The sequence below is a fragment of the Paenibacillus sp. 01T443 genome (assembly GCF_056398325.1).
Genome location: NZ_JBFTPE010000036.1, coordinates 1 through 21,393, shown reverse-complemented (window position 1 = coordinate 21,393; position 21,393 = coordinate 1). Strand labels below are relative to the sequence as shown.

Here is a 21,393-nt window from a genome sequence, read left to right as displayed (position 1 = left end):
ATTTTGGATATTGCAATTTAAAAGTGCTGGCTTTATCCGCGCAGCAAGGATTCCGCACCGTCGATGTATACGGTTGTTCCCGAAATGTGACTAGAATCTTCGGAAGCAAGAAACAAAGCCAGATTGGCCACTTGTGAGGCGCTTCCGGGCCCGTCTTCAAGCGGATGATCCCCCTCAGGGTATTCTACGGGGATCGTTACCCGATCCAGCTCCGGCGTTCGCTCGGTGTTTTCCTCGATATTTGTTTCGATCGCGCCGGGGCAAATGACGTTCACGCGGATTTTGTACTGAGCAAGCTCAAGCGCCGCCATTTTGGCAAAAGCGACCTGTCCAGCCTTTGTGCTGCTGTAAGCGCTGAAGCCTATATTGGAGAAAACACGGTTACCGTTAATGGAGCTGGTAATGAGAATGCTGCCGCCATTGTCCTTCAATAATGGGATTGCATGTTTCACGGTTAGGAAGGTGCCGCTCAAATTGACCTGAAGCGTTGTGTTCCAATCGTCGTATTCCATCAGCTCAATCGGCGTCAATACGCCGTTAATGCCGGCATTGGCATATAGGATATCAAGTCGTCCGAAGTGATCTCTTACCTTACGGAATGCATTCGCAAGTTGGATTTCATTGGAAATATCCGTCTCGATCGATAAGCATTCAACTTGATACTTATGTACTTGGCGGCAAACATCCTCCATGGCTTGTTCCTTCACATCCAGGAGGACCAAATCAGCGCCTTCCTTTGCGAATTTCAGAGCAGCTGCTTTGCCGATTCCGGATCCCGCACCTGTAATCAGCGCTATTTTCCCATGCAAACGTCCATTTTGATTTTTCTTTTCTGTCATCCAATCGTCCTCCTTTTTGATGTTTGTCCTGCGTGGTATCACTTGCTTTCTACTTGTATGTACCCGAAACGACGCTAACTAAACAGCCTGCGCGCAGGCAAAAGAAAAGGACCGCGATGCTGCTTTAAGCAGCCTTTCGCGGTCCTGATGATAAAAGATGAGATTAAATAAAGCAGAATTTAAATATGATGCAATTGCGTCTCCGAGCTTCCGGAAGTCTTTTTTTCCTTCGTGGGTTGAATGAGCTTCACGTTTTTCAACAGAAGCGTAAGCACCGTTCCGATTAGGATAAAGGCAAGGCCCACCCAAAATACGGTATGCAGCGAATCGATAAGCGTCGATTTTACGACCGGCACCATTTTGTCGGTTAGCTCCTTCGGAAATTGAGCTAGCACCTGCGGATCAAGCAGCGTCGAGTAAATCGCCTGCGGATTCGAAGCGACGGTTGCCGAGGTTTGGTCAGCGAATTGCTTCGCTTCCTCCGGCAGCTGTCCAAGCAGCGGGACAAGGCTTTCCTTCAAGTGGCTGCTCGACTGCATATTCATTACTGCGCCTAGCAAGGTCATACCGAATGTACCGCCGATTTGGCGGAAGAATGTGCTGGAAGAAGTTACTACCCCGAGCTGCGACTTCGGATACGATTCTTGCAGGACCAGCGTGAGCAGCGGCATAACGAGACCGATCCCGATGCCAAGCACAACCATAAACGAGGATGCAATAAGCTTAGCTGTGGATGCATCCAGCGTAGTAAGCAGGAAGAATGCGGCCGCAACGATGACCATACCGATGGCGAGCTGCAAGCGAACGCCGATTTTGTAAACGACTTGGCCGCCGATTACGCTGAAAATCATCATCGAAATCATCATAGGCATCATGACTGTTCCGGATTCAGATGCCGAAATGCCCACGATCCATTGCATAAAGAGTGGCACGAACATAATGGCGCCGAACATGCCGAGGCTCATGAAGAACCCGATTCCATTTATCATCGTGAAGGTTCTGTCTTTGAACAGCTTAACCGGCAAAATAGGCTCTTCCGTCGTTGACTCGATGCGTACGAACCAAGTGAGCGAGAGGACGGATAATACGAATAAGCCAATGATTTGCCAAGACAGCCAGTCGAATTCGCTGCCGCCGAGCGATAAGCCGAGCAATAAGCTGACAACGCCGACAACCATGGTGAAAATACCGGGCCAGTCGAATTTGACGCGGCCTTCCGCTTTTTTGCCGCTAAGTGAAATTGCAATTAATATGGCTGCAAGGATACCGACAGGCAAGTTGATGTAAAATACCCATCGCCAGTTCCATGCGTCTACGATCCAGCCGCCGACCTGCGGTCCAAGCACGGAGGATAGACCGAACACCGCTGCGAAAACGCCCTGCCATTTGGCACGCTGCTTGCCTGTAAACAAATCACCGATGATGATCATGGCCATAGGCATCATAATACCGCCGCCAAGACCTTGAATTGCTCGGAAAATAATAAGCTGCTCAATGTTGCCGGCTACGCCGCAAAGAGCTGAACCGATAATGAAAATAATAATTCCGCTGACGTAAACAAGCTTGCGACCTAATAAATCTGCGAGTTTACCGGCAATAGGCACAATTGTGGTAGAAGTAAGCATATAGGCGGTGGTGAGCCAGGCCATCAGCTCCAGGCCGCCCATTTCTCTAATGATCGTCGGCATCGCCGTACCGACGATGGTTCCGTCCAGCGCCGCGAACAGCATGGCAATAAGCAAGCCGATGATCAGTAAGCCGCGTTTATTTCCGGAATCTGCTGAAGCAAGCGGAGCTACTTCTAGTTTTGAGTTTTCCATTTGTAAATATCTCCCGTTCCTTTAGTTGTCAATCGTTACGCGGCTGTTAATCGTCCTTCGAAAGCTCAGCTGCAATTTTCTCGAATGTTTGCACGAATTGAAGCATCTCCGTTTTTTCCATATCCCGCAAATGATGTTTCAGCAAAGCTTGAATATCGCCTTTTATGCGCAGCAGCGCCTCACTGCCCTTGTCCGTGCACTGCACGAGAACGACGCGCCTGTCTTTGGAATCATGGATGCGTTCGGCATAGCCGTTGTTCACAAGCCGGTCAAGCATAACGGTAATGGCGCTCGGCTTTACTTCCATTTTGTCGGCTAAGCGGGATACGGTAATGTTCTGTTCGTTTGAAATAATGCTCAAAATAAAGCATTGGGGAGCAGTCAAGTCATTATCCAGATTCTGTGAAATAAGGGATCCGATTCTGCGATGGGTTGTTATCATTGCTTTGTGGAATCGTTCTACGATGAGCTCAGAAGCCTCGTCTGACGGGGGATGCATGTTGTTTCACCTCTTTATCTCTTCAGTAATAAATATTTAAGGAATTTAAATATTAAGTTATATACATTTAAGTTGTCAAATAGAAAATGGTGAAGGCAGGAGCCCGTCTTTTGGGAGCTTGGTTTACTCGTTTAAACCGCATTCGGATGCTGTTTTTTGTGATGCCGCCTCGTTGAACCTTGTCCGATTTCGCGATAAGATGCAGGTACGTTTTTGTGCCTGTATTCATATGCTATTTTGTCTTGATTTATTATATTTTGTTTAAGAAAGCGGTGTGTTTGTGCAGCAACCGATTGCGATACTAGATTCAGGCGTTGGCGGCCTCACCGTTGCCAAGGAAGTCATGCGCCAACTGCCGCGAGAAAAAATTCTGTACTTTGGAGACACGGACCGAACGCCTTATGGACCGCGGTCTTCAGAAGAGATCATCCGTTTTACAAGAGAAATTGTCGATTATTTAATACAGTTTAATCCGAAAATGATTGTTATAGCATGCAATACGGCCACGGCCGCAGGACTTGAAGATATCCGCTCCAGAGTTGCAATACCCGTAGTCGGAGTCATTAAACCGGGAGCAAGAGCTGCAATCGGCCTGACCGTCACGGGTTGTGTAGGCGTTATCGGCACGGAAGGCACCATCAAGAGCGGAGCCTATGAACAGGCTTTAAGAGAGTTGTCGCCAAATGTAGAAGTCATCAGTGAAGCCTGTCCGCGGTTTGTCCCGCTGGTGGAGAAAGGGAACTTCCGCTCCATAGAAACCTATGAGACGGTGCGAAGCTCGATCGGCCATCTACGAGGCTACCAGATGGATACGCTTATACTCGGCTGCACGCATTATCCTTTTTTAGCGGAAACGATTTCTGAGGTAATGGGGCAGCGTGTCACTCTTATCAGCTCGGCAGACGAGACGGCACGCGAAATCCGTGACATTTTGTATAAGAACGGTAAGCTCTCGCCCGAAGGAGCAGTGCCAGTGCACCAGTTTTTTTGCAGCGGGGATCCGCAAATGTTCAAAAAGATTACGCAGCAGTGGCTGGGCAAGCAAATCGAGCTGACGCCTGTTGTATGGCAAGTACCGAATATCGTTTAATTTATAACCAGAAGAAGCTGAGCCTGCCGCGGCTCGGCTTCTTTTTGCCGTTAGCTTCATAGGACAGGTCAAAGCGCGCATAACATGAAGGGAACACATCGATGCAGCGGGAGGCGATTGTCATGTACTCCGTACAAAGCTACGGTTATCCCGATTTGCTGGAGGGCGTCAGACAGCTATCGGGCAGATACCCTTTTCTGTCGGCACATGTCATTGGAGAGAGCGTGATGGGCAAGCCCCTGTTGGCGCTTCGCTGCGGCAGCGGCCCGCGTCTTGTTCATATGAATGGCGCCTTTCACGCGAATGAATGGATTACATCTGCTTTGTTGATGCGCTTTGTTGCGGATTTATCGGCAGCCTATTGCAGCGGCGAGCAGATCGGCGGCCAGCACGCGCATGATCTATGCAGAGACGTAACCTTATGGACCGTACCGATGGTTAATCCTGACGGGGTAGAGCTTGCTCAGCAGGGGCTATCGGCATCGCATCCCTATCATCGGCAGCTTACGGAATGGAACGGAGGCTCCGATAAGTTCAGCAGCTGGAAAGCAAATATTCGCGGCGTCGATTTGAATGATCAATTTCCCGCGTTTTGGGAAGAGGAGTGCAAGCGCAGAGGCGTGGAAGGACCTGGCCCGCGCGATTATCCCGGACCCTATCCGCTCAGTGAGCCGGAGGCGATGGCTATGGCTCGTTTTACGGAAACGCTTGGCTTTCATACCGTCATGGCGCTTCATACGCAGGGAAGGGAAATCTATTGGAATTATCGCGATTACGAGCCTGCGGAAGCAGAACAGCTTGCCAAGAGGCTTGCGAGGGCTAGCGGATACGAGGCAGTGAAGCTGACGGGCAGCGACGCGGGCTACAAGGACTGGTATATCCAACGGTTTCGCAGGCCTGGTTTTACCGTAGAGGCAGGATTCGGTGAAAATCCATTGCCGATGAGCAATTTTGACAATATTTATATGGAGCTGCAGCCGCTGCTGCTAGAGATGCTTCGTCTTTAGCGGCCTTCGGCCGTTTATTGCTGCAGGAGGCAAATGGCGCGCGCATATGCTATAATAATCGGAAAAGCTCGGCAAAGGTGGGATTTCTGATGCGCAAATTGCTGTCGCTGCGCCACTGGCGCCTGACATTTGTCCGTATTTTTCAGCTGCTTCGATCAAAGAATGTGTCATTGCTGGACAAGCTGATTTTTTCCGTGCCCGTTTTTCTCTATTGGGTACTGCCTGACGTGCTTCCGCTGCCTTTCTTACCGGTTGACGATATCGCGGTTACGATGCTGCTTGCAGAATGGTTTGCCCGTAGAATGGAGACCAAGTATAATATAAAATAATAAATAATGCCGCATGGCTAACGATAAGAGGAGCTGGATATTTAATGAACTGCAGAATTTCCAAAAACGCCGCAAAGGTATTGCAAGTTGAACTGGACAAGCCTGAGAACGAAGGGAAAATGCTACGCATCTACGTGACGCATTCACATGGAGACCATGCACATTACGGCATGGGAATCGATGAGCCGACAGACAAAGATGTTGTAGTATCGACAGATAAAGGCATCGACGTTATTTTAGAGAAAGACAATGCTTTCCTAGACGGCGTGCGCATCGATTATTTCTACGTGCCTGAAGAAGGTTTTGCCGTAACGAATCCAACCAAGGGCAACCACGGCGATCATTAGGATTCATACGTATCCGGTTGAAATAGGAAGATGAATCATGGCTAACGACATACGCGTTTGTGACAAATGCAAGCACATGACGATGAAATCGATTGTGCCCAAGCTGCAAAAGCTAGTGCCTGACGCGGAAATTCGCGTGGGCTGCAAATCCTACTGCGGGCCCTGCGCCCGTTACGCATTTATTTTTGTTAATGGCCGTTACATTAAAGCGGTAACTGAGGATGAGGCCATTCAGAAGGTCCTTCCTTATATAAAGAAGAAATGACACAGACAACAAAGACCCTGCGAGCGCTTTTATTTCGCGGGGTTTTTGTATAGCTGCAAGCCATTTATCATTAGAATAGCAACGGGGAAGGAGCAAGAGGGTGGACATAACGACGCCGCAGCTGTTATATCATGGAACAACCAGCGATACGGTACAATCATTTGGGAGAAAGCTGTTAAATTCGCCATATTGGCGTCCGGGGAAAGACTTTGGTGAAGGTTTCTATACAACGATTTCAATCGCACAAGCGCGGAAATGGTCGCATAAGGCAGCGAAGGAGTCATGGGACGGAGGAAGACCATGCGTGCTTGTCGTCGAACTTACTTCTGTGCCCGATCGGGTAGAGCCGCTGTTATTCCTTTCCGATTCGCCTGCGTGGGCATCTTTTATTTATGCTCATCGCAAAGCAGCCGTCAAGGGGGACGACCCCTGTGAAACACATCCGGACATTATAATTGGACCGATGGCGGACAATGACACTGGAAAAATCGTACATAAAGCAGTACAATTAAAGAAAGATGAGCATTGGTTTTATGAACAAATTACGGTATCGCGTAAAGGCAGGAAACTGGATTCACTTCGGCTGGGCAATCAAGTCGTGTTTTGCTCCGAACGATGGGAAGCGCATTTAAAGCTTGTAGGCTACCATATTTATACGGGAAGCAGGTGGATGTATCATGAAGGTGAAAACACAGATCAGGTTAAGCTTGTATGAGCGCGGGATTGTGGAAGCGCTGGCCAGCGAATACGGTTATACCGCAGCGGATGCGAGAGCATTGGTGGTGGAATATATCGAGGTCGTACGCAGGCTGGGAGGCTACGACAATTGCGGTCAATACGCGCAGCTGCTCGATCGCGCGCGCCGCATGAATCATCCTCCGTCGCAATGGCTGGAGCGCATTCAAGGCATAGAGAAGGGCGAACTGAGGGATCGTGGCATCGAATCGGAGGAACGCCAATATTTGCAAACGAAGTAAGACCCCGCGACCCTGCTCGTCGGGTCTTTTGTTTGTTTGGAGGCCGAGGCATATACGAGACATAGGCTTAGGAATCATAGGAGGAAGAAAAAAATGCGGAAGCCGGCCGTCTATTATATTTTTGGTATAGCAATAGCGTTTGCTTGCTTAGTTGCGTCAGAGCTTATTTGGCTGCCAGCGCCGCTAAAGACGGGCAGCGGTATGCAGTGGATTGAAATGATTGATTGGTTGTTTTATTTTCTCGCAATCGTACCCCTTAGCTGGGCAGCGGGTGCTTCGCTCGGCATATGGCAGCAGCGAAAAAGGTTTGGTTTTGCAATCGTCATGCAGCTGCTGCGACTAGTGGTTGCCGGACTGAGTATCGTGGGAGCGGGTTATGTGCTGCTAGAACCGGAGAAGCTTTTTCAGCTGCTGCTTATTATTGGAGCTGCGGTTCCTTTGGTATATGCGGATCTGCTTTTAAGCGAGGGGATAGAGCGTAAGCGGTTGGCGAGGCTGAAAGGTGCAGAAGAGGGGTATTCATATGCTGGAAAGAGCTCGCTTATCCCGCATTGGCTGCCAAGGCGAGGAGCCATTGTTTTATTGGTAACAATCATGCTGCTCGTCGCTTTGCTTTTTCCTACAGGCTATCAGGTAACATATCCCGGAATGACGCTGAATATGAACCGTTACGCGCATGTGGAGGGCGGTCAGCATGGCGGGACTATTAACGGCGTGCTTGTATTTGACAGGCCCGCAGTGCCCGCAGATTGGCTGTATGCAAGCTTGCTGCCGATGTACAGCTTCGAGAAGCTTCCGGAAGATGAGCCGCCGCTCACCGAAACGTATGCGCAGGTCGTCCTCATGAAGACAGATGCTAACAGCTTGGCTGCGGCGGTGGCGATGAAGAAGGCCGGAATTGGGAGCGGCATCACAGCAGACGGTGTAAGGGTTGTGGCGGTTGTGGAGGATAGTCCGGCCGATGGGCTGCTGCAGGCAGGAGATATTATCGACAAGCTGGATGGACAAGCTGTTCATACGATTAGTGAGATGACCGCCTATATGGAGAAGTCGGTAAAGCCCGGGGCATCTGTTGCAGTTACCCTGAGGAGAGCTGGGAAGGTGACGCAGACGACGGTTGCAACGGAGGCTTCTGACGACACCCCGGAGCGACCGGTATTCGGCATCTCCGTACAAACGGAGCTGATACTTGATATTCCAAGGGATTTGGATTATAAGCGATTTATGGCGCATATCGGCGGTCCTTCGCACGGTGCAATGCTGACGCTTGCTATCATTGACCAGCTGACACCTGGGGGTATTACCCATGGCAATCAGGTTGCGGGAACGGGTACGATCGAAGCGGACGGATCCATTGGCCTTATCGGAGGCATCAAGCAAAAGGCTTATGCGATTAGCCGTACGGATGCTGACGTGTTTTTTGTGCCGGCTGCACTAGAGGCAGAAGCTCGAAGCGGCGCGCCGCAGTTGAACATCGTTCCGGTTGAGACGATTGACGAGGTGCTGGCCTGGCTGGAACAGCATAAGAAGTAGTATTCGAACCTTGCACAATATAGCTCTTCTAGCTGCAATCCTTTTGACTGGAGGCAGGGACGAATCGTCATTTGATGCAAAAAAAAGCTCTCTAGGCCATAGGCTAGAGAGCTTTTTTTGGTTAGTTGAAGCAAGGGAGCTGGTTTTGCTCTGGGGCTGCTAGCGGGCTGCGGTTTCCATATTACTTCCGCCGCGTGCCTCAGTAGCCGATTGCTCCTTGAAGTTTTCAATGAGATTGTTCATTACGATTTGGTCGGACATGTTAAGCTCAGTCCGTGAATCTTCAATGGCACTGATGCAGGCATTCATATCCGTAACCGCATTCCCTGAGATGCTCCAGCAGGCTCCGTTATCAACAATGCCATCGGTAGACGGGATATAATAAACGGTCCCGTCTGTGAAGGCTCCGTTTCGGAGCACGACCTTTTTGTCATCAAGCGGCTTTTCGGTGAGCAGCGGCGTTCCAATCAAGTACTGATTGGCTGTTGATATCCCGAGAAGATGCATAATCGTTGGCGTCACATCGAGCTGTCCGCCAACTTCGGTATAGGTTCCGGCATGCTCATTTCTCGGCAAATGTACGAGCAAAGGCACCTGCCTGAGCATCATTTGGCGTTCAACTTCACTCAATGGCTTGCCAAGGAATGTTTCTAACAGAGACCAGTCTTTAATCGAATTGTCGTGATCACCGTACATGACTAGAATGGTGTTATCCCATAGGCCTTCTGCTTTCATGCGATCAACCAGCTCGCCGAGAGCGGCATCCACATAATGAATGGCTTGGAGGTAGTCGCCCATGATCGTACCATCCAGCTCGCCTAAGCTAAGGCTTTTCTCCCTGGCCGGCATCGTGAAAGGGTAATGGCTCGACAGGGTGATGAGAAACGAATAGAAAGGCTGCTTTTGGTCGGATATGACATCAAGAGACTGCCTGAAGAATGACTTGTCTCCAAGCGCCCAGCCGATTTTTTCATCCAGGGTAAAATGCTTTAGGCTATAAAACTGGTCATACTGCATATTGTTGTACATCGTATTCCGGTTCCAAAAACCGCCTTCATAGGCGTGAAAGACGGTTGTTCCATAATCGTTTGCCTTTAAGGTGCTGGACATGCAGTCGAACTCGTTCGGTGCATATTGGATGAACACGGAACCGTTGGAGACGGGCTGCATGGAACAGTTTGCCGTAAAGTCGGCATCCGAAGTTCTTCCCTGAGCAGTCTGATGATAGAACTGGCTGAAATAAGCGCTCTGCTCGATCAGATCATTCAAATGAGGCGTAATCTCTTGACCGCCGATTGATTTATGGATCATAAAGTTTTGAAAGGCTTCGAGCTGCACCATCAAAACATTACTGCCTGCATAGGCGCCAAACAGCTGATCCTGCTCGAGAGTTCCGCGCACATCACCGCGTGATTCAATCCAATTTTGCGCTTCCGAGGATTGCGCGGCTGTAACCGTCTCCGCGTCAAGCCAGTTCTGTTTCACGTAGCGGTAAATATCATAGCCATGGAAGCCTAATCCGCCCGTTACGTTGTAAATCGAAAGGTTCCACCAGTTACCTACAAAAATACCTTGTCCCCACGTGCGCTTAGCTTCATTCACATTCGTAAACACCAGCGATGTTCCGATTCCGAAAACAACGGTGCTGAGCACGACGCGAATGACCGCTTTTTGCCAAACGGGAGACTTCCGGCGAAATTCGTTCGCGCGGCGAAGGTCGCTTCGTCCACGCCACAAAGCGTAGATTGCGAACGGAATAATAACAATCCAATCCAGGAACAACATAAAGTCCTTTGCGCGAAGCAGTGTGCCGATGCTTTCCCCTAAGGAGTCTACTTGACTGAATTGCAGCAATACCGGGATCGAGATTAAATCTTGGAAGTAGCGGTAGTAAATTATATCAGCATATAAAACAAGGGATGCAATCACATTTAACATAATTAGCGATAGGATTCGGCCGCGCGCGGGCAGCCAAATCGTCCAAAAGCTAAATAACAGAATGGCTCCCAGTTCGATGATCGCATCCGTACGGGTCATTTTCATGTTTGCAACATGAAGAATCTCCGAGAATAAATAGAGCTTGGCCAGCATCGCAGCAACAAACAACAGCAGGTCAACGACCTTGAGTCGTTCAAGCCCAATCAGAAGCATGCTCATGCCGCGGCGCGCCGGTTTTTGATCATTCCATAACATTTGTAAAATATCCTCCTCTATTGTTACACGCGATTTCCGCGGGGAGGAAGTGGCCCGAAAAATTGCAAATAATTACATTCGATACGTCCATTGAAAAGCTTGCGCTTCTTGTCGGCGTTACGGCCGAAATAATGCTCAATGCTAGTGGATGGGCTAATCGAGAAATATGACCAAGTTGGATAATGCAGCGCAGTCAAGCCAAACTGACGCATGGCTGCCTCGGCTTGCTCGTCATCACCCAGACGTTCCCCGTATGGCGGATTCGTAATAATTACACCGTAGTCGCCTTGCAGCTTTACTTTGGCGACAGGCTGGACTGAAAGCTTGATTTCTTTGCCGAAGCCAGCCTTCTTAATGGCAGCCTCCGCGATTTCGATGGCTCCAGGGTCAATATCGGAACCGGCGATTTGGAGCGGAATATCGTCTTTCACCAAATCAAACGCTTCATCGCGCGCTTCATCCCACAGCTCATTGGGGATAAGCGGCCAGCCCTCGCTGTTAAAGCTGCGGCGAAGTCCGGGCGCGATATTCCATCCAATCATCGCTGCTTCGATTAGAATCGTGCCTGAGCCGCAAAAAGGATCATAAAGTGGCCGTTCGGGACGCCAGCGGCTAAGCTGTACGAGGGCAGCGGCGAGTGTTTCACGAATTGGCGCTTCGGTAGCTACCTTGCGGTATCCGCGTTTATGCAAGCCGTCGCCTGTCGTGTCAAGGGTGAGCATGGCGCGGTCGTTCATGAGTGTGACCTCAATGACATAGCGTCCGCCATCCTCGGGAAACCACTCGGTGCCGTAACGCTCCGACATTTTATCGACGACTGCTTTCTTTACGATACTCTGACAGGCAGGCACGCTCGTCAGCTGTGATTTTTGCGAGCGGCCGTTCACAGGGAACTCACCGTCATTCGGTATCCAAGTCGGCCAATCGAGCGCTTTCGTGCCCTCGAACAGCTCATCAAAGGTCGTAGCCGGAAATTCTCCCATTTTAATTAAAATTCGGCCTGCGGTGCGAAGCCAAAGATTGGTGCGGCAAATATCGATAGGCCCGCCTGTGAAATTAACTCGTCCGTTTTCCACCTGCAGGTCGGTATAGCCTAAATCCTTCAGCTCGCGTGCGACAACCGCTTCAAGCCCCATCGGCGCGGTTGCAATTAGCTGTAACTTTTCCATTTTACACTCTCTTTTCATTCATTCTATGCGTTTATAGGTGCTGCTTCAAAAGCCTATGCTTGTAACCCCGTAAACAAAAACATACAATCAAGTATAGGACAAACTAGCTTGTTTTTACAAATTGTAAAATTGGAGAGAAAAGAATCATGTTACTAAATGAGCAATATGTGGATTCCCTTTATGGATTGGATTCCGATCTTGAACGTGTAAAAGCGGGCATAGCCGCGAACGGAATGCCGGATATTTCGGTTGCGGATGGTTATGGCAGGCTGCTTACCATGCTCGTATCGCTTACGAAAGCACAGAGTATCGTAGAGATAGGTGCGCTAGGCGGGTACAGCGGAATTTGCTTAGCACGCGGGCTGAAGGAAGGCGGCAAGCTAACATCGCTCGAGCTGCTGCAAAACTATGCGGACTTAGCGAAGAAGCATATGGAAGCTGCCGGTTTAGGAGAGAAAGTAGAATATATGGTTGGCGATGCGAAGCAAAGCTTGGCAGAGCTGTTATCAGCGGGGCGGAAATTTGATTTCTTTTTCATCGATGCGGACAAAGAAGGGTATCCGGTTTATCTGGATTACGCGATAGCGCTCGCTAGTCCGGGAGCGGTTATCGTAGGAGATAACATTCTGCTGCGGGGCAGAACAACCAATCCTGCCAAAGCGGGCCCGTCCGTTCAAGCGGTGCGGTCCTTCAATGAAACGATTGCTTCAGACGAGCGTTTGCAAAGCACGGTACTGCCCGGTTATGACGGACTGGCAATCGCTATCGTAAAATAACCCGAAATATGATGAGCCTGCTCGGGGATTGCTGAGCGGGCTCATTGTGTTATTAGCCGCACATGCGCTGACAACCCGACGTCACAAGCATAGCAAAAAAATAACGTGCAGGGGAATTCATCTCCTGCACGTTATTTGATTCCGGCTATCAAACGTCATCAGCCGTTCTTGCTATGCTGCGGGTGCTGCCGCTTGCGCAGCAGTGACTGCCAAACCCAGCCCGCATTGATCATAAGCATGACCGCGGATAGAAAGAACAAGCCTTGAAGGCCGATCCAGCCGGAGAGGGCGCCGCCCGTTATCGGGCCGATCATGTTGCCCAGACTCATCGTACTGGTGTTGAAGCTGTAGGAACGGCTCTCCATACCGTCCGGTGTGTATTTTCGAATAAGGGAGTTTACGGCTGGAATAAGCCCCCCGAGGAAAATACCTAGTATAAAGCGAGCGATGAGCAGCTGCCATACCGTCCCTGCTAAAGCCTGCGGTATAAAGGCCAGCGAGGCTCCGATAAGCGCTACCCCAAGTACACGTTCTGCGCCGATTCGGTCGCTAAGCTTTCCGAGGAGCGGCGAGGCGACAAGATTGGATAGTCCTGTTACGGAGCCGACAAAGCCGGCGAAAAAGGCTAGGTTAGTCGTTGTGCCGTGCAGCTCCTGAACATAAAGCGGGATAAGCGTCATCGGGCTCATCATTGCGAATTGGATCAGGAAGGTTACGGCGAATAACGCGGTAAGCTGAGGAATTCCGCTTAGCTTTCGAAAGCCTTCGATGACGGATGCTTGCACGCGTGCAGCAGCCTTCATGCGGTCAAACGGTTCTTTAACGACAAATAAGGCAAGCAGGGAAGCGGCGAACAACAAAGCCCCTGTCAAATAAAAGATCGGTCGGAAACCGATGGTATCCGCCAGTAAGCCGCCGATAAAGGGCCCGAGTATCGTTCCGGCAATCCCGCCGGACTGAATCGTTCCCATTGCGAAGCCCATTCGATCTTTTGGCGTTGTAGCTGAAATCAAAGCGATCGAAGCAGGGTTGAACCCGGAGATCGTTCCGTTAACCATTCGAAGGAGCAGCAAATGCCAGGGATTCGTGGCAAAGCCCATCAGCACCATTACGATCGACATTCCGAAGCCTGAGCGAAGCAGCATCATTTTGCGACCGTAGCGATCCGCCATCTTGCCCCATATCGGTTGGAAAATAAATGACGTCACGAAGTTTCCGGCAAAAATAATGCCTGCCCATACACCGATTTCATGCTTATCGGTCAAACCCAAATCAAATTGCAGATAGAGTGACAAGAACGGAATGATCATCGTCATTCCAGCCATAACGAGAAACTGTCCGAACCACAACACGATCAAATTTTTCTTCCATTGTTCCATAAGCAAATTATAACATATCCGATCAATTGATTGCCTCTAGCTTAAACTGTAATAACATGAGTGCTTGAGCCATGATCATTTCTCTTACTTTTCATTAACGAATCTGTAAAAGGCAGAAAGTTCTCTGAACATTTTCGCTTAATTGTAGTAGAATAAAACGATTAACAAGGAATAAGCGTTTGAAGATGACTTTGTGAGCGGAGCGTTAAGCTCATAGTAATGAAGTCATCTTTTTTTCATTCATCCTTCATGCAGCCAAAGGCTGATTGTCATACTATTGTCATAGGAACCTTGGTGACGGCGGTTGTTAGGTTTGCCGAAAAAGGGCATAATGGAAGCATAGGAAATTATATAGAAATGGGGAACGGGAATGCCTTATAACGACCGTTTCATACGGGCATGCCAGAAGGAACATGTTGATCAAATACCTGTATGGTACATGCGTCAAGCAGGAAGATACGATCCTGACTATCGCAAAATAAAAGAAAAATATTCATTGCTTGAAATATGCAAACAGCCGGAGCTTGCAGCTGAAGTTACGATGATGCCCATTCGAAAGCTAGGCGTCGATGCAGCTATTCTTTATTCTGATATTATGAACCCGGTAGCTTCAATCGGAATAGACTTTGATATTGTCGCGAACATTGGACCAGTCATAGCGAATCCGATTCGCTCGGCGGCTGACATTGAACGGCTTACACCCATTGACGTTGAAGGGGATCTCAGCCATGTTATTGAGACGATTCGGATACTTGATCGGGAGCTTGAGGTTCCACTGATAACATTCGCGGGTGCACCGTTTACGATTGCTAGCTATTTAATAGAAGGAAGACCTTCAAAAAACTATTTGCGTACAAAGGAAATGATGTACAGCGAGCCGAAGCTTTGGCATGAGCTGATGCGTAAGCTTGGCGATATGGTCATTACTTATTTGCGCGCGCATATTGCGGCGGGCGGTAAAGCCTTTCAGCTGTTCGACAGCTGGGTCGGCGCATTGACGCCGGCGGATTTCCGGCAATTCGTATTGCCGACGATTGAACGCATTTTCGAGGAGCTTTCGGATTTGCCGCAGCCGAAGATTTATTTTCCAGGCGTGAGCTCAGGAGAGCTGCTTCCCGAATTGCACCAAGTAAAGGCTGATGTGATCGGTCTTGATTGGCGCGTATCGATTGCGGAAGGAAGAAGAAGACTGGATAACGGATACGCCGTGCAGGGCAATTTGGATCCTACGATTCTAACTGCGCCGATAAATGTCATTGAATCGTATGCGAAAGAAATTATAGACAGCGGAATCGAAGAGCCTGGTTTTATTTTCAATCTGGGTCATGGCCTATTCCCTGAAGCATCGCTTGAGAAGCTTGCTGAACTGACTGCATTTGTACATTCGTATTCGAAGAAAGCCATTGCAGCGCGCAGCCAGAAGGAGGCAAGTCATGTCTGAACATAAAGCGAAGCAGATCGGTGTACTTGTTATGTCCTATGGCACGCCGGAATCTATGGATGACGTAGAAACCTATTACACGCATATCAGACGCGGGAATGCGCCAACGCCTGAGCTGCTCGCCGAGCTGAAGGGCCGGTACGAAGCCATTGTGGGCGGCGTGTTTCCACTTCGGGAAAATACAAACGGACAGGTAGCCGGTTTGCAGGATAAGCTGGAGCAGCTGGCACCCGGCAAATTCAGCTGCTATCAGGGCTTGAAGCATGCAAAGCCGTATATCGAAGACGGTGTTGAGCAGATGGCAAAGGACGGCATTACGGAAGCGGTTGGAATCGTGCTGGCGCCGCATTATTCAACCATGAGCGTCGGAAGTTACATTAAGCGTGCGGAAGAAAAGGCGAATGAGCTTGGCATAGAGATGACTTTCGTGAAGCAGTATCATATGCATCCTAAGCTGCTTCAGGCCCTAACAGACCGCGTGGTAGACGGTCTAGCCCGGTTAGCTGCCGCTTCGAACGATGAGGAAAATGTGAAGGTGTTATTCAGCGCGCATAGCCTGCCCGTTAAGATTCGGGAAATGGGCGATCCGTACGAGCAGCAGCTTCTTGAAACCTCAGCTGCGGTTGCTAAAGCAGCGAATGTGAAGGATTGGCAATTTACATGGCAAAGCGCGGGCCGAACAAGGGAGCCTTGGCTCGGTCCGGACATTTTGGAAACCTTGCCCGTGCTTGCAGAAGATGGCGTTAAAGCTGTGCTGGTTGCGCCGGTTGGCTTTGTGTCGGATCATTTGGAAGTTTTGTATGACCTTGATATCGAGGCGCAGGCTGCGGCAAAACAGCTGGATATGAATTTGGATCGTATCGCGATGCTGAATCGCGATCCACTATATATGGAGACGTTGGCAGAATCGGTCATTGAGGCCTTGGACGGCCAAGGGAAGGAATGAATGAGATGCGGAGAATCGGAAACCCTGATCGAATTGTCATTATTGGCGGAGGGATCAGCGGACTGAGCTCCGCTTTTTATTTGCAGCGGGAAGCGGAGCGTCGGGGCAAGGAGCTTGAAATTACAATCGTAGACAGTGCTCCTGTCTTTGGCGGAAAAATAAATACGCTGCAGCGTGACGGCTTCGTCATCGAGAAAGGGCCGGATTCTTTTTTGGCGCGCAAGCTGGCCATCATTGATTTGGCAACGGAGCTTGGTCTGGAAGACGAGCTGACGACAACGAATCCGGGAGCGAAAAAAACTTATATATTACATCAACGCAAGCTGTTTCCGATGCCGGCGGGACTTGTTCTGGGCATACCGACAGAGATTGCGCCATTCGTGAAAACCGGTTTATTGTCTTGGGGAGGAAAGCTGCGCGCATTAATGGATTTAGTGCTGCCGGTTCGCAAGGAACAAACGGATGAATCGCTTGGCGGTTTTCTAGAGCGGCGCGTGGGCAATCAGGTAATGCGCCGCATCGCTGAACCGCTGCTCGCCGGCATATATGCCGGCGATTTAAAGAAGCTTAGCCTGCAGGCAACCTTTCCGCAGTTCGCGGCATCGGAACGTAAGCATGGAAGCCTGATTCGCGGCATGATGCATAACCGCAAGGCGAGCGCAGCAGCAGGCGCTTTGCCAGCCGTTGCTAAGGGAGGCACCTTTTTAACGTTTAAGGGCGGCTTGTCTACGCTTGTAAATGCGCTTGATCGAGCACTGAGCAAGGCAGAGAGACGCCTTGGGACGAAGGTCGTCGAGATTAAACGCAATACGGATCGATCTCCCCGTGAAAATAGCGATGATTTATCAGCAGAAGCTCAAGCAAGGTACGAAATCATGCTTGATAGCGGAGAGATACTGCAGGCTGACCGGATCGTGATGACCGCCCCTGCTTATAATGCGGCAGAACTTCTGGAGCCCTTAACGGATTGCAGTGAGCTGCGCGCAATCAATTATGTATCGGTAGCGAATGTCGTGTTGGCGTTTGATAAAGCGACATTTGGGATTGATTTTGACGGGTCGGGATTCGTTGTGCCACGCTCAGAAGGGCTCCATATTACAGCCTGCACATGGACATCGAATAAATGGCTGCATACGAGTCCGAGCGATAAGGTGCTGCTACGCTGCTATGTCGGCCGTTCAGGCGATGAGGAAAGCGTGAAGCTTCCTGATGCCGAGCTGATCAAAGCTGTACGGCGCGATATCGAAGAAACCATGGGGATTAAAGCGGAACCGGCGTTCGTTGAAATAACGAGATTGCCTCGCTCGATGCCGCAATATCCCGTGGGGCATGTTACGAATATGAAGCAGCTGAGGGATCGTTTTGAACGGGAGCTGCCGGGCGTCTGGATAACGGGTGCGGCATTCGACGGTGTCGGTCTGCCGGATTGTATAAGACAGGGTAAGGAAGCGGCGCAGGCTATTTTCAAAGACTAAATGCAATATTTGTTTTCCTCTTGACCGCGGTTCATTGCTATAATGGAAGAGTCTAACAATAGAAGACTTTTAAATCGATTATAGAGGAGCCAACTTTCATGCAAATTTCTCGTTCCGAATCGCATCAGCAGGACAAGCTGAAGCGTCAAAAGCGGCTTCGCAAGCTTATTATCATTAATTTTACGCTGCTAGGCGTCATTATTGTTGTGCTTGGCGCATGGCTTGCTGCAGCGAATTCAGATAAATTGAAAGATGTGTTTAGCTTCTCAAAAGGCGATAATAATAATCAAGAACAAGTGATRAAGCCTGATGATTCAGGTGAAACAGGTGAGACAGATGCGACTGGAAATCTCTCCGAGACTGAGGAGGATTTGAATACGCCCGGTGACGCATCAGGTAACAGCAACGGCAATGAATCCACGCTCCCTGCTTCAGAAGAAGACGGCGTGGTAACTGAGCCTGGCGAGGTAAGCGGCAATGGGGACAAAATAAGCCTTTCTTTCGTCGGCGATTTGCTGGTCGCTGATTATGTGAGCGCGATAACGGATCAGGAAGGTTATCCGTTTCTGTATCAGCCCTCGATGCTCTATTTAAGCGAGCCGGATCTTACCGCGGGAAATTTGGAATTTCCGGTTACGACCAGGGGAGTTCCGGTAGAAGGAACTCCTTATGTGTTCAAAGGCTCGCCGGAAGTTTTGCCCGCAATGCGTGATGCCGGTTTTGATATCATGAGCTTGGCTAATAACCATGCACTCGATCAAGGTGTTGAAGGCATGCTCGACACGATGAAATATTTGGATGAAGCAGGCATAGCCCATATGGGTGCGGGCAATAACGATACGGAGGCTTTTGCGCCAGTGATCAAAGAGGTTCGCGGCATTAAGGTCGCTTACGTAGGACTAAGCCGAGTCGTTCCGTTCTCCTCGTGGAAGGCGGACAAGAACGTTGCAGGCGTAGCTGAAAGCTACGATACGCGCCGCGCGCTGGAAGCTATTGCAAAAGCGAAGAAAGAAGCGGATATCGTCGTTGTTATGGTGCACTGGGGCAAGGAAAGGGTAGATCAGCCCGAGCCGTATCAGAAGGATTTTGGCAAACAATATATTGATGCAGGCGCGGATCTAGTCATCGGGAGCCATCCGCATGTGCTGCAAGGCTTCGAAATGTATAAAGGCAAATGGATCGCATACAGTTTAGGAAACTTTATTTTTAGCTCGTATCCGAAGGAAACGGCAGGCGAGACAGGCGTTCTGGATGCCGTTTGCTCAAAAAGCGGAGATTGCGAGATGACATTTCATCCTATGTTTACCGTCAACGCACAGCCTACTCCCTTAGAGGGGGAAAAGGCAAAAGCGGTTCTTGACCGCCTAAGCTCGATTTCTTTCGGCGTACAGCTGGGTGAAGACGGCGCACTCAAGCCTGAATAATGAACCTGCTGAAAGGATGATCGCTTCATGAATAATCCGTGCGTAGCGCACCGAGGCTGGTCCAGCCGCGCGCCGGAAAATACGATGGCAGCAATACGGCTAGCTCTTGATGATCCTAACGTGGAATGGATCGAAATTGACGTTCATCTATCGAAAGACCATGTGCCGGTTGTCATACATGATTATACGCTGCGCAGAACTACAAATGGAAAAGGCGATGTGAAAAGCTTGTCTGCTGCCCAGATCACGGCTCTGGATGCGGGCAATTGGTTTTCGCAAAAGTATCAGGGCGAGCCTGTTCCAACGTTAGCGCAGGTGCTTAAAGAGGCGGTCGGCCGCTGCAAGCTCAATATTGAGCTGAAAACGGACGGAATCCGTTATCCGATGATCGAGCAGAAGGTTCTGGAATGCATAGAAGCTTATGATGCGGTGAAGGAAGTCGTGATCACCTCCTTTCATGAGGGCACTCTGTACAGAATGAAACGTATCTGCGGCGAAATACGCACCGGCCTTATTATCGACGGCTGGAGGAATACTCTGCCGAAGGAGCTCAAAGAGCTTGGCGCAGATTTTCTGTCCATCAGCTACACGAAGCTGAACAAGGATCGTGTCGAGCTGATGAAGCAAGCCGGCATACAAGTCATGGCTTGGACGATTAACGAGAAGCGTGCCATGCGGAAAATTGCCGGGCTCGATCCGGAGCTCATGATCTGCACGAATTACCCAGAACGTTGGCATGAGGTGCGCGTTTAGCAGGATGATGGGCAGAGAAGCTTTGCAATTCGGTTACGCAAAAGCAGGAGGTTGCTCGTTGCATGGTGGGATGGATAGATGATTGGTGGCTCCGGCTGTTTGCCGGATTACTCGGCAGCGGGCTGATAGCTGCCGCCGCTTACAGCGTACGCTCGTTGTCTGCATCAGGCGCGTGGTCGGCGGTCGTGTTGGGAACAGGCTTCGTTACGCTGGGGGAACCGGTATGGTTCGGATTGTTGATCGCTTTTTTTGTTTCATCGAGTCTTCTGTCCAAATGGAAGCGGAAGCATCACGCCAAAGAAACGGCTGAAGCAAAATATGAGAAGACCGGCAGGCGCGATGCCGGCCAGGTATGGGCAAACGGAGGCGCAGGGTTGATGCTCTGCGCCGCGAATGCGCTGTGGCCGGATCAAGGGTGGCTGTTCGCGTATATCGGCGTCATGGCAGCCGTTAACGCGGATACATGGGCCACCGAGATCGGTGCCCTTAGCAGGACGGCGCCGCGATCGGTAACGAGCGGCAAGCCGGTAACGGCTGGCACGAGCGGCGGAGTCACGCCGCTCGGCAGCGCAGCAGCGCTCGCAGGCGCCGTGTTCATCGGCGCCGTTGCCGCGCTGCTGCTGGCGGCCCCGCAGCCAGCAGAGGCTGCTGCGGGTACGCCAGGCGGCGGAGCTGCGGCGGCGGCATACATCGCCGCAGCGGCCGCCGCCGGCCTGGCCGGTGCCTTCGCCGACTCGCTGCTCGGCGCAACCGGCCAGGCCATGTTTCGCTGCCAGGTGTGCGGCAGCGAAACCGAACGCGCCGCGCATTGCGGCAGCGCGGCGGTGAAAGTGCGCGGCTTCGCCTGGCTGAACAACGACAGGGTGAATCTCCTGTCGTCGTTGTTCGCAGGCGTGCTGGCGTGGGCCATCGGTCAGTGGATGCTATGACCGGCAATAAAGACGGCTCAGGGGAGATCAATTACCCTGAGCCGTCTTTTTGTTATGATGGATTGTCAAGCTAAGTGCGACAGTTCGTCCATGAAGGATTCGGATGCAGACTTCCAGCCCAGACATTTACGAGGGCGATGGTTGATGAGGCGGACGGCATCTGCCAGTTCCTCGTCAGAAACCGTTGCAAGGTCATGACCCT

Annotated in this window: 21 protein-coding genes and 1 pseudogene; 15 read left to right on the top strand and 7 right to left on the bottom strand. The window is 50.5% G+C overall.

Annotation, left to right across the window (positions count from 1 at the left end; translation table 11 throughout):
* Window positions 1–32 precede the first annotated feature (32 nt).
* The 3 genes from AC1DLI_RS32315 to AC1DLI_RS32305 form a co-directional block, all read right to left on the bottom strand.
* Complete coding sequence (locus AC1DLI_RS32315; RefSeq protein ID WP_477609486.1) at window positions 33–839, bottom strand: SDR family oxidoreductase; 807 nt, start codon at window positions 837–839, stop codon at window positions 33–35.
* Window positions 840–1,018: 179 nt separating this feature from the next.
* A complete protein-coding gene (locus tag AC1DLI_RS32310; RefSeq protein WP_477609484.1) occupies window positions 1,019–2,659 on the bottom strand; it encodes an MDR family MFS transporter in 1,641 nt (546 codons plus the stop codon).
* Between the two features lie 46 nt (window positions 2,660–2,705).
* On the bottom strand, window positions 2,706–3,158 hold the full coding sequence (locus AC1DLI_RS32305; protein WP_477609482.1) for a MarR family winged helix-turn-helix transcriptional regulator: 453 nt from the start codon (window positions 3,156–3,158) through the stop codon (window positions 2,706–2,708).
* 280 nt (window positions 3,159–3,438) lie between these two features.
* On the opposite strand from AC1DLI_RS32305, the gene racE reads away from it, so the two are divergent.
* From racE to AC1DLI_RS32265, 8 genes are all read left to right on the top strand, one after another.
* Complete coding sequence (gene racE / locus AC1DLI_RS32300) at window positions 3,439–4,248, top strand: glutamate racemase (protein ID WP_477609480.1); 810 nt, start codon at window positions 3,439–3,441, stop codon at window positions 4,246–4,248.
* A 122-nt stretch (window positions 4,249–4,370) separates the two neighbouring features.
* Window positions 4,371–5,255, top strand: a complete 885-nt coding sequence (locus AC1DLI_RS32295; RefSeq protein ID WP_477609478.1) for a M14 family metallopeptidase — start codon at window positions 4,371–4,373, stop codon at window positions 5,253–5,255.
* An 89-nt stretch (window positions 5,256–5,344) separates the two neighbouring features.
* Entirely contained in the window at window positions 5,345–5,584 is a 240-nt protein-coding gene (locus AC1DLI_RS32290) for a hypothetical protein (RefSeq protein WP_477609476.1), read from the top strand.
* Between the two features lie 44 nt (window positions 5,585–5,628).
* Window positions 5,629–5,931 carry an iron-sulfur cluster assembly accessory protein gene (locus tag AC1DLI_RS32285; RefSeq protein WP_477609475.1) on the top strand — a complete coding sequence of 101 codons (303 nt, stop codon included), beginning with the start codon at window positions 5,629–5,631 and terminating at the stop codon, window positions 5,929–5,931.
* Between the two features lie 37 nt (window positions 5,932–5,968).
* Complete coding sequence (locus AC1DLI_RS32280) at window positions 5,969–6,196, top strand: YuzB family protein (RefSeq protein ID WP_477609473.1); 228 nt, start codon at window positions 5,969–5,971, stop codon at window positions 6,194–6,196.
* Window positions 6,197–6,296: 100 nt separating this feature from the next.
* Window positions 6,297–6,911 (top strand): DUF3990 domain-containing protein, encoded by a 615-nt coding sequence (locus AC1DLI_RS32275; protein WP_477609471.1) that lies wholly within the window; start codon window positions 6,297–6,299, stop codon window positions 6,909–6,911.
* Window positions 6,874–7,173, top strand: a complete 300-nt coding sequence (locus AC1DLI_RS32270; RefSeq protein ID WP_477609469.1) for a hypothetical protein — start codon at window positions 6,874–6,876, stop codon at window positions 7,171–7,173. Before AC1DLI_RS32275 ends, AC1DLI_RS32270 begins: the two co-directional genes overlap by 38 nt.
* Window positions 7,174–7,266: 93 nt before the next feature.
* The gene (locus tag AC1DLI_RS32265) at window positions 7,267–8,706 is read left to right on the top strand and encodes a PDZ domain-containing protein (RefSeq protein ID WP_477609467.1); all 1,440 of its coding nucleotides are present in this window, start codon (window positions 7,267–7,269) and stop codon (window positions 8,704–8,706) included.
* Window positions 8,707–8,865: 159 nt separating this feature from the next.
* Here the strand turns inward: AC1DLI_RS32265 and AC1DLI_RS32260 are convergent, their stop codons facing one another.
* Together AC1DLI_RS32260 and AC1DLI_RS32255 are read right to left on the bottom strand one after the other, a co-directional pair.
* Window positions 8,866–10,899: an LTA synthase family protein gene (locus tag AC1DLI_RS32260; RefSeq protein WP_477609465.1), complete on the bottom strand. Its 2,034-nt coding sequence runs from the start codon at window positions 10,897–10,899 to the stop codon at window positions 8,866–8,868.
* 23 nt (window positions 10,900–10,922) lie between these two features.
* Window positions 10,923–12,068 (bottom strand): THUMP domain-containing class I SAM-dependent RNA methyltransferase, encoded by a 1,146-nt coding sequence (locus AC1DLI_RS32255; RefSeq protein ID WP_477609463.1) that lies wholly within the window; start codon window positions 12,066–12,068, stop codon window positions 10,923–10,925.
* Window positions 12,069–12,214: 146 nt separating this feature from the next.
* Between AC1DLI_RS32255 and AC1DLI_RS32250 the strand changes: the two genes are divergently transcribed.
* Window positions 12,215–12,844 carry an O-methyltransferase gene (locus AC1DLI_RS32250; protein ID WP_477609461.1) on the top strand — a complete coding sequence of 210 codons (630 nt, stop codon included), beginning with the start codon at window positions 12,215–12,217 and terminating at the stop codon, window positions 12,842–12,844.
* A gap of 158 nt (window positions 12,845–13,002) precedes the next feature.
* On the opposite strand, the gene AC1DLI_RS32245 is transcribed toward AC1DLI_RS32250, so the two are convergent.
* Entirely contained in the window at window positions 13,003–14,223 is a 1,221-nt protein-coding gene (locus AC1DLI_RS32245) for an MFS transporter (RefSeq protein WP_477609524.1), read from the bottom strand.
* 370 nt (window positions 14,224–14,593) lie between these two features.
* Between AC1DLI_RS32245 and hemE the strand changes: the two genes are divergently transcribed.
* The 6 genes from hemE (at window position 14,594) to AC1DLI_RS32215 (ending at window position 21,191) form a co-directional block, all read left to right on the top strand.
* Complete coding sequence (gene hemE / locus AC1DLI_RS32240; protein WP_477609459.1) at window positions 14,594–15,664, top strand: uroporphyrinogen decarboxylase; 1,071 nt, start codon at window positions 14,594–14,596, stop codon at window positions 15,662–15,664.
* Window positions 15,657–16,610, top strand: a complete 954-nt coding sequence (gene hemH / locus AC1DLI_RS32235; RefSeq protein ID WP_477609457.1) for a ferrochelatase — start codon at window positions 15,657–15,659, stop codon at window positions 16,608–16,610. The genes hemE and hemH overlap by 8 nt, the downstream gene beginning before the upstream one ends.
* 5 nt (window positions 16,611–16,615) lie before the next feature.
* Window positions 16,616–18,085 (top strand): protoporphyrinogen oxidase, encoded by a 1,470-nt coding sequence (gene hemG, locus AC1DLI_RS32230; RefSeq protein ID WP_477609455.1) that lies wholly within the window; start codon window positions 16,616–16,618, stop codon window positions 18,083–18,085.
* 98 nt (window positions 18,086–18,183) lie between these two features.
* Window positions 18,184–19,509 (top strand): CapA family protein, encoded by a 1,326-nt coding sequence (locus tag AC1DLI_RS32225; RefSeq protein WP_477609453.1) that lies wholly within the window; start codon window positions 18,184–18,186, stop codon window positions 19,507–19,509.
* 27 nt (window positions 19,510–19,536) lie between these two features.
* A complete protein-coding gene (locus AC1DLI_RS32220; RefSeq protein ID WP_477609451.1) occupies window positions 19,537–20,262 on the top strand; it encodes a glycerophosphodiester phosphodiesterase in 726 nt (241 codons plus the stop codon).
* A 62-nt stretch (window positions 20,263–20,324) separates the two neighbouring features.
* Window positions 20,325–21,191, top strand: coding sequence for a DUF92 domain-containing protein (locus AC1DLI_RS32215; RefSeq protein ID WP_477609449.1), 867 nt, complete (start codon window positions 20,325–20,327; stop codon window positions 21,189–21,191).
* A gap of 65 nt (window positions 21,192–21,256) precedes the next feature.
* Here AC1DLI_RS32215 and AC1DLI_RS32210 read toward each other — a convergent pair.
* Window positions 21,257–21,393 (bottom strand): annotated as a pseudogene (locus AC1DLI_RS32210) (IS30 family transposase); the annotation flags it as partial.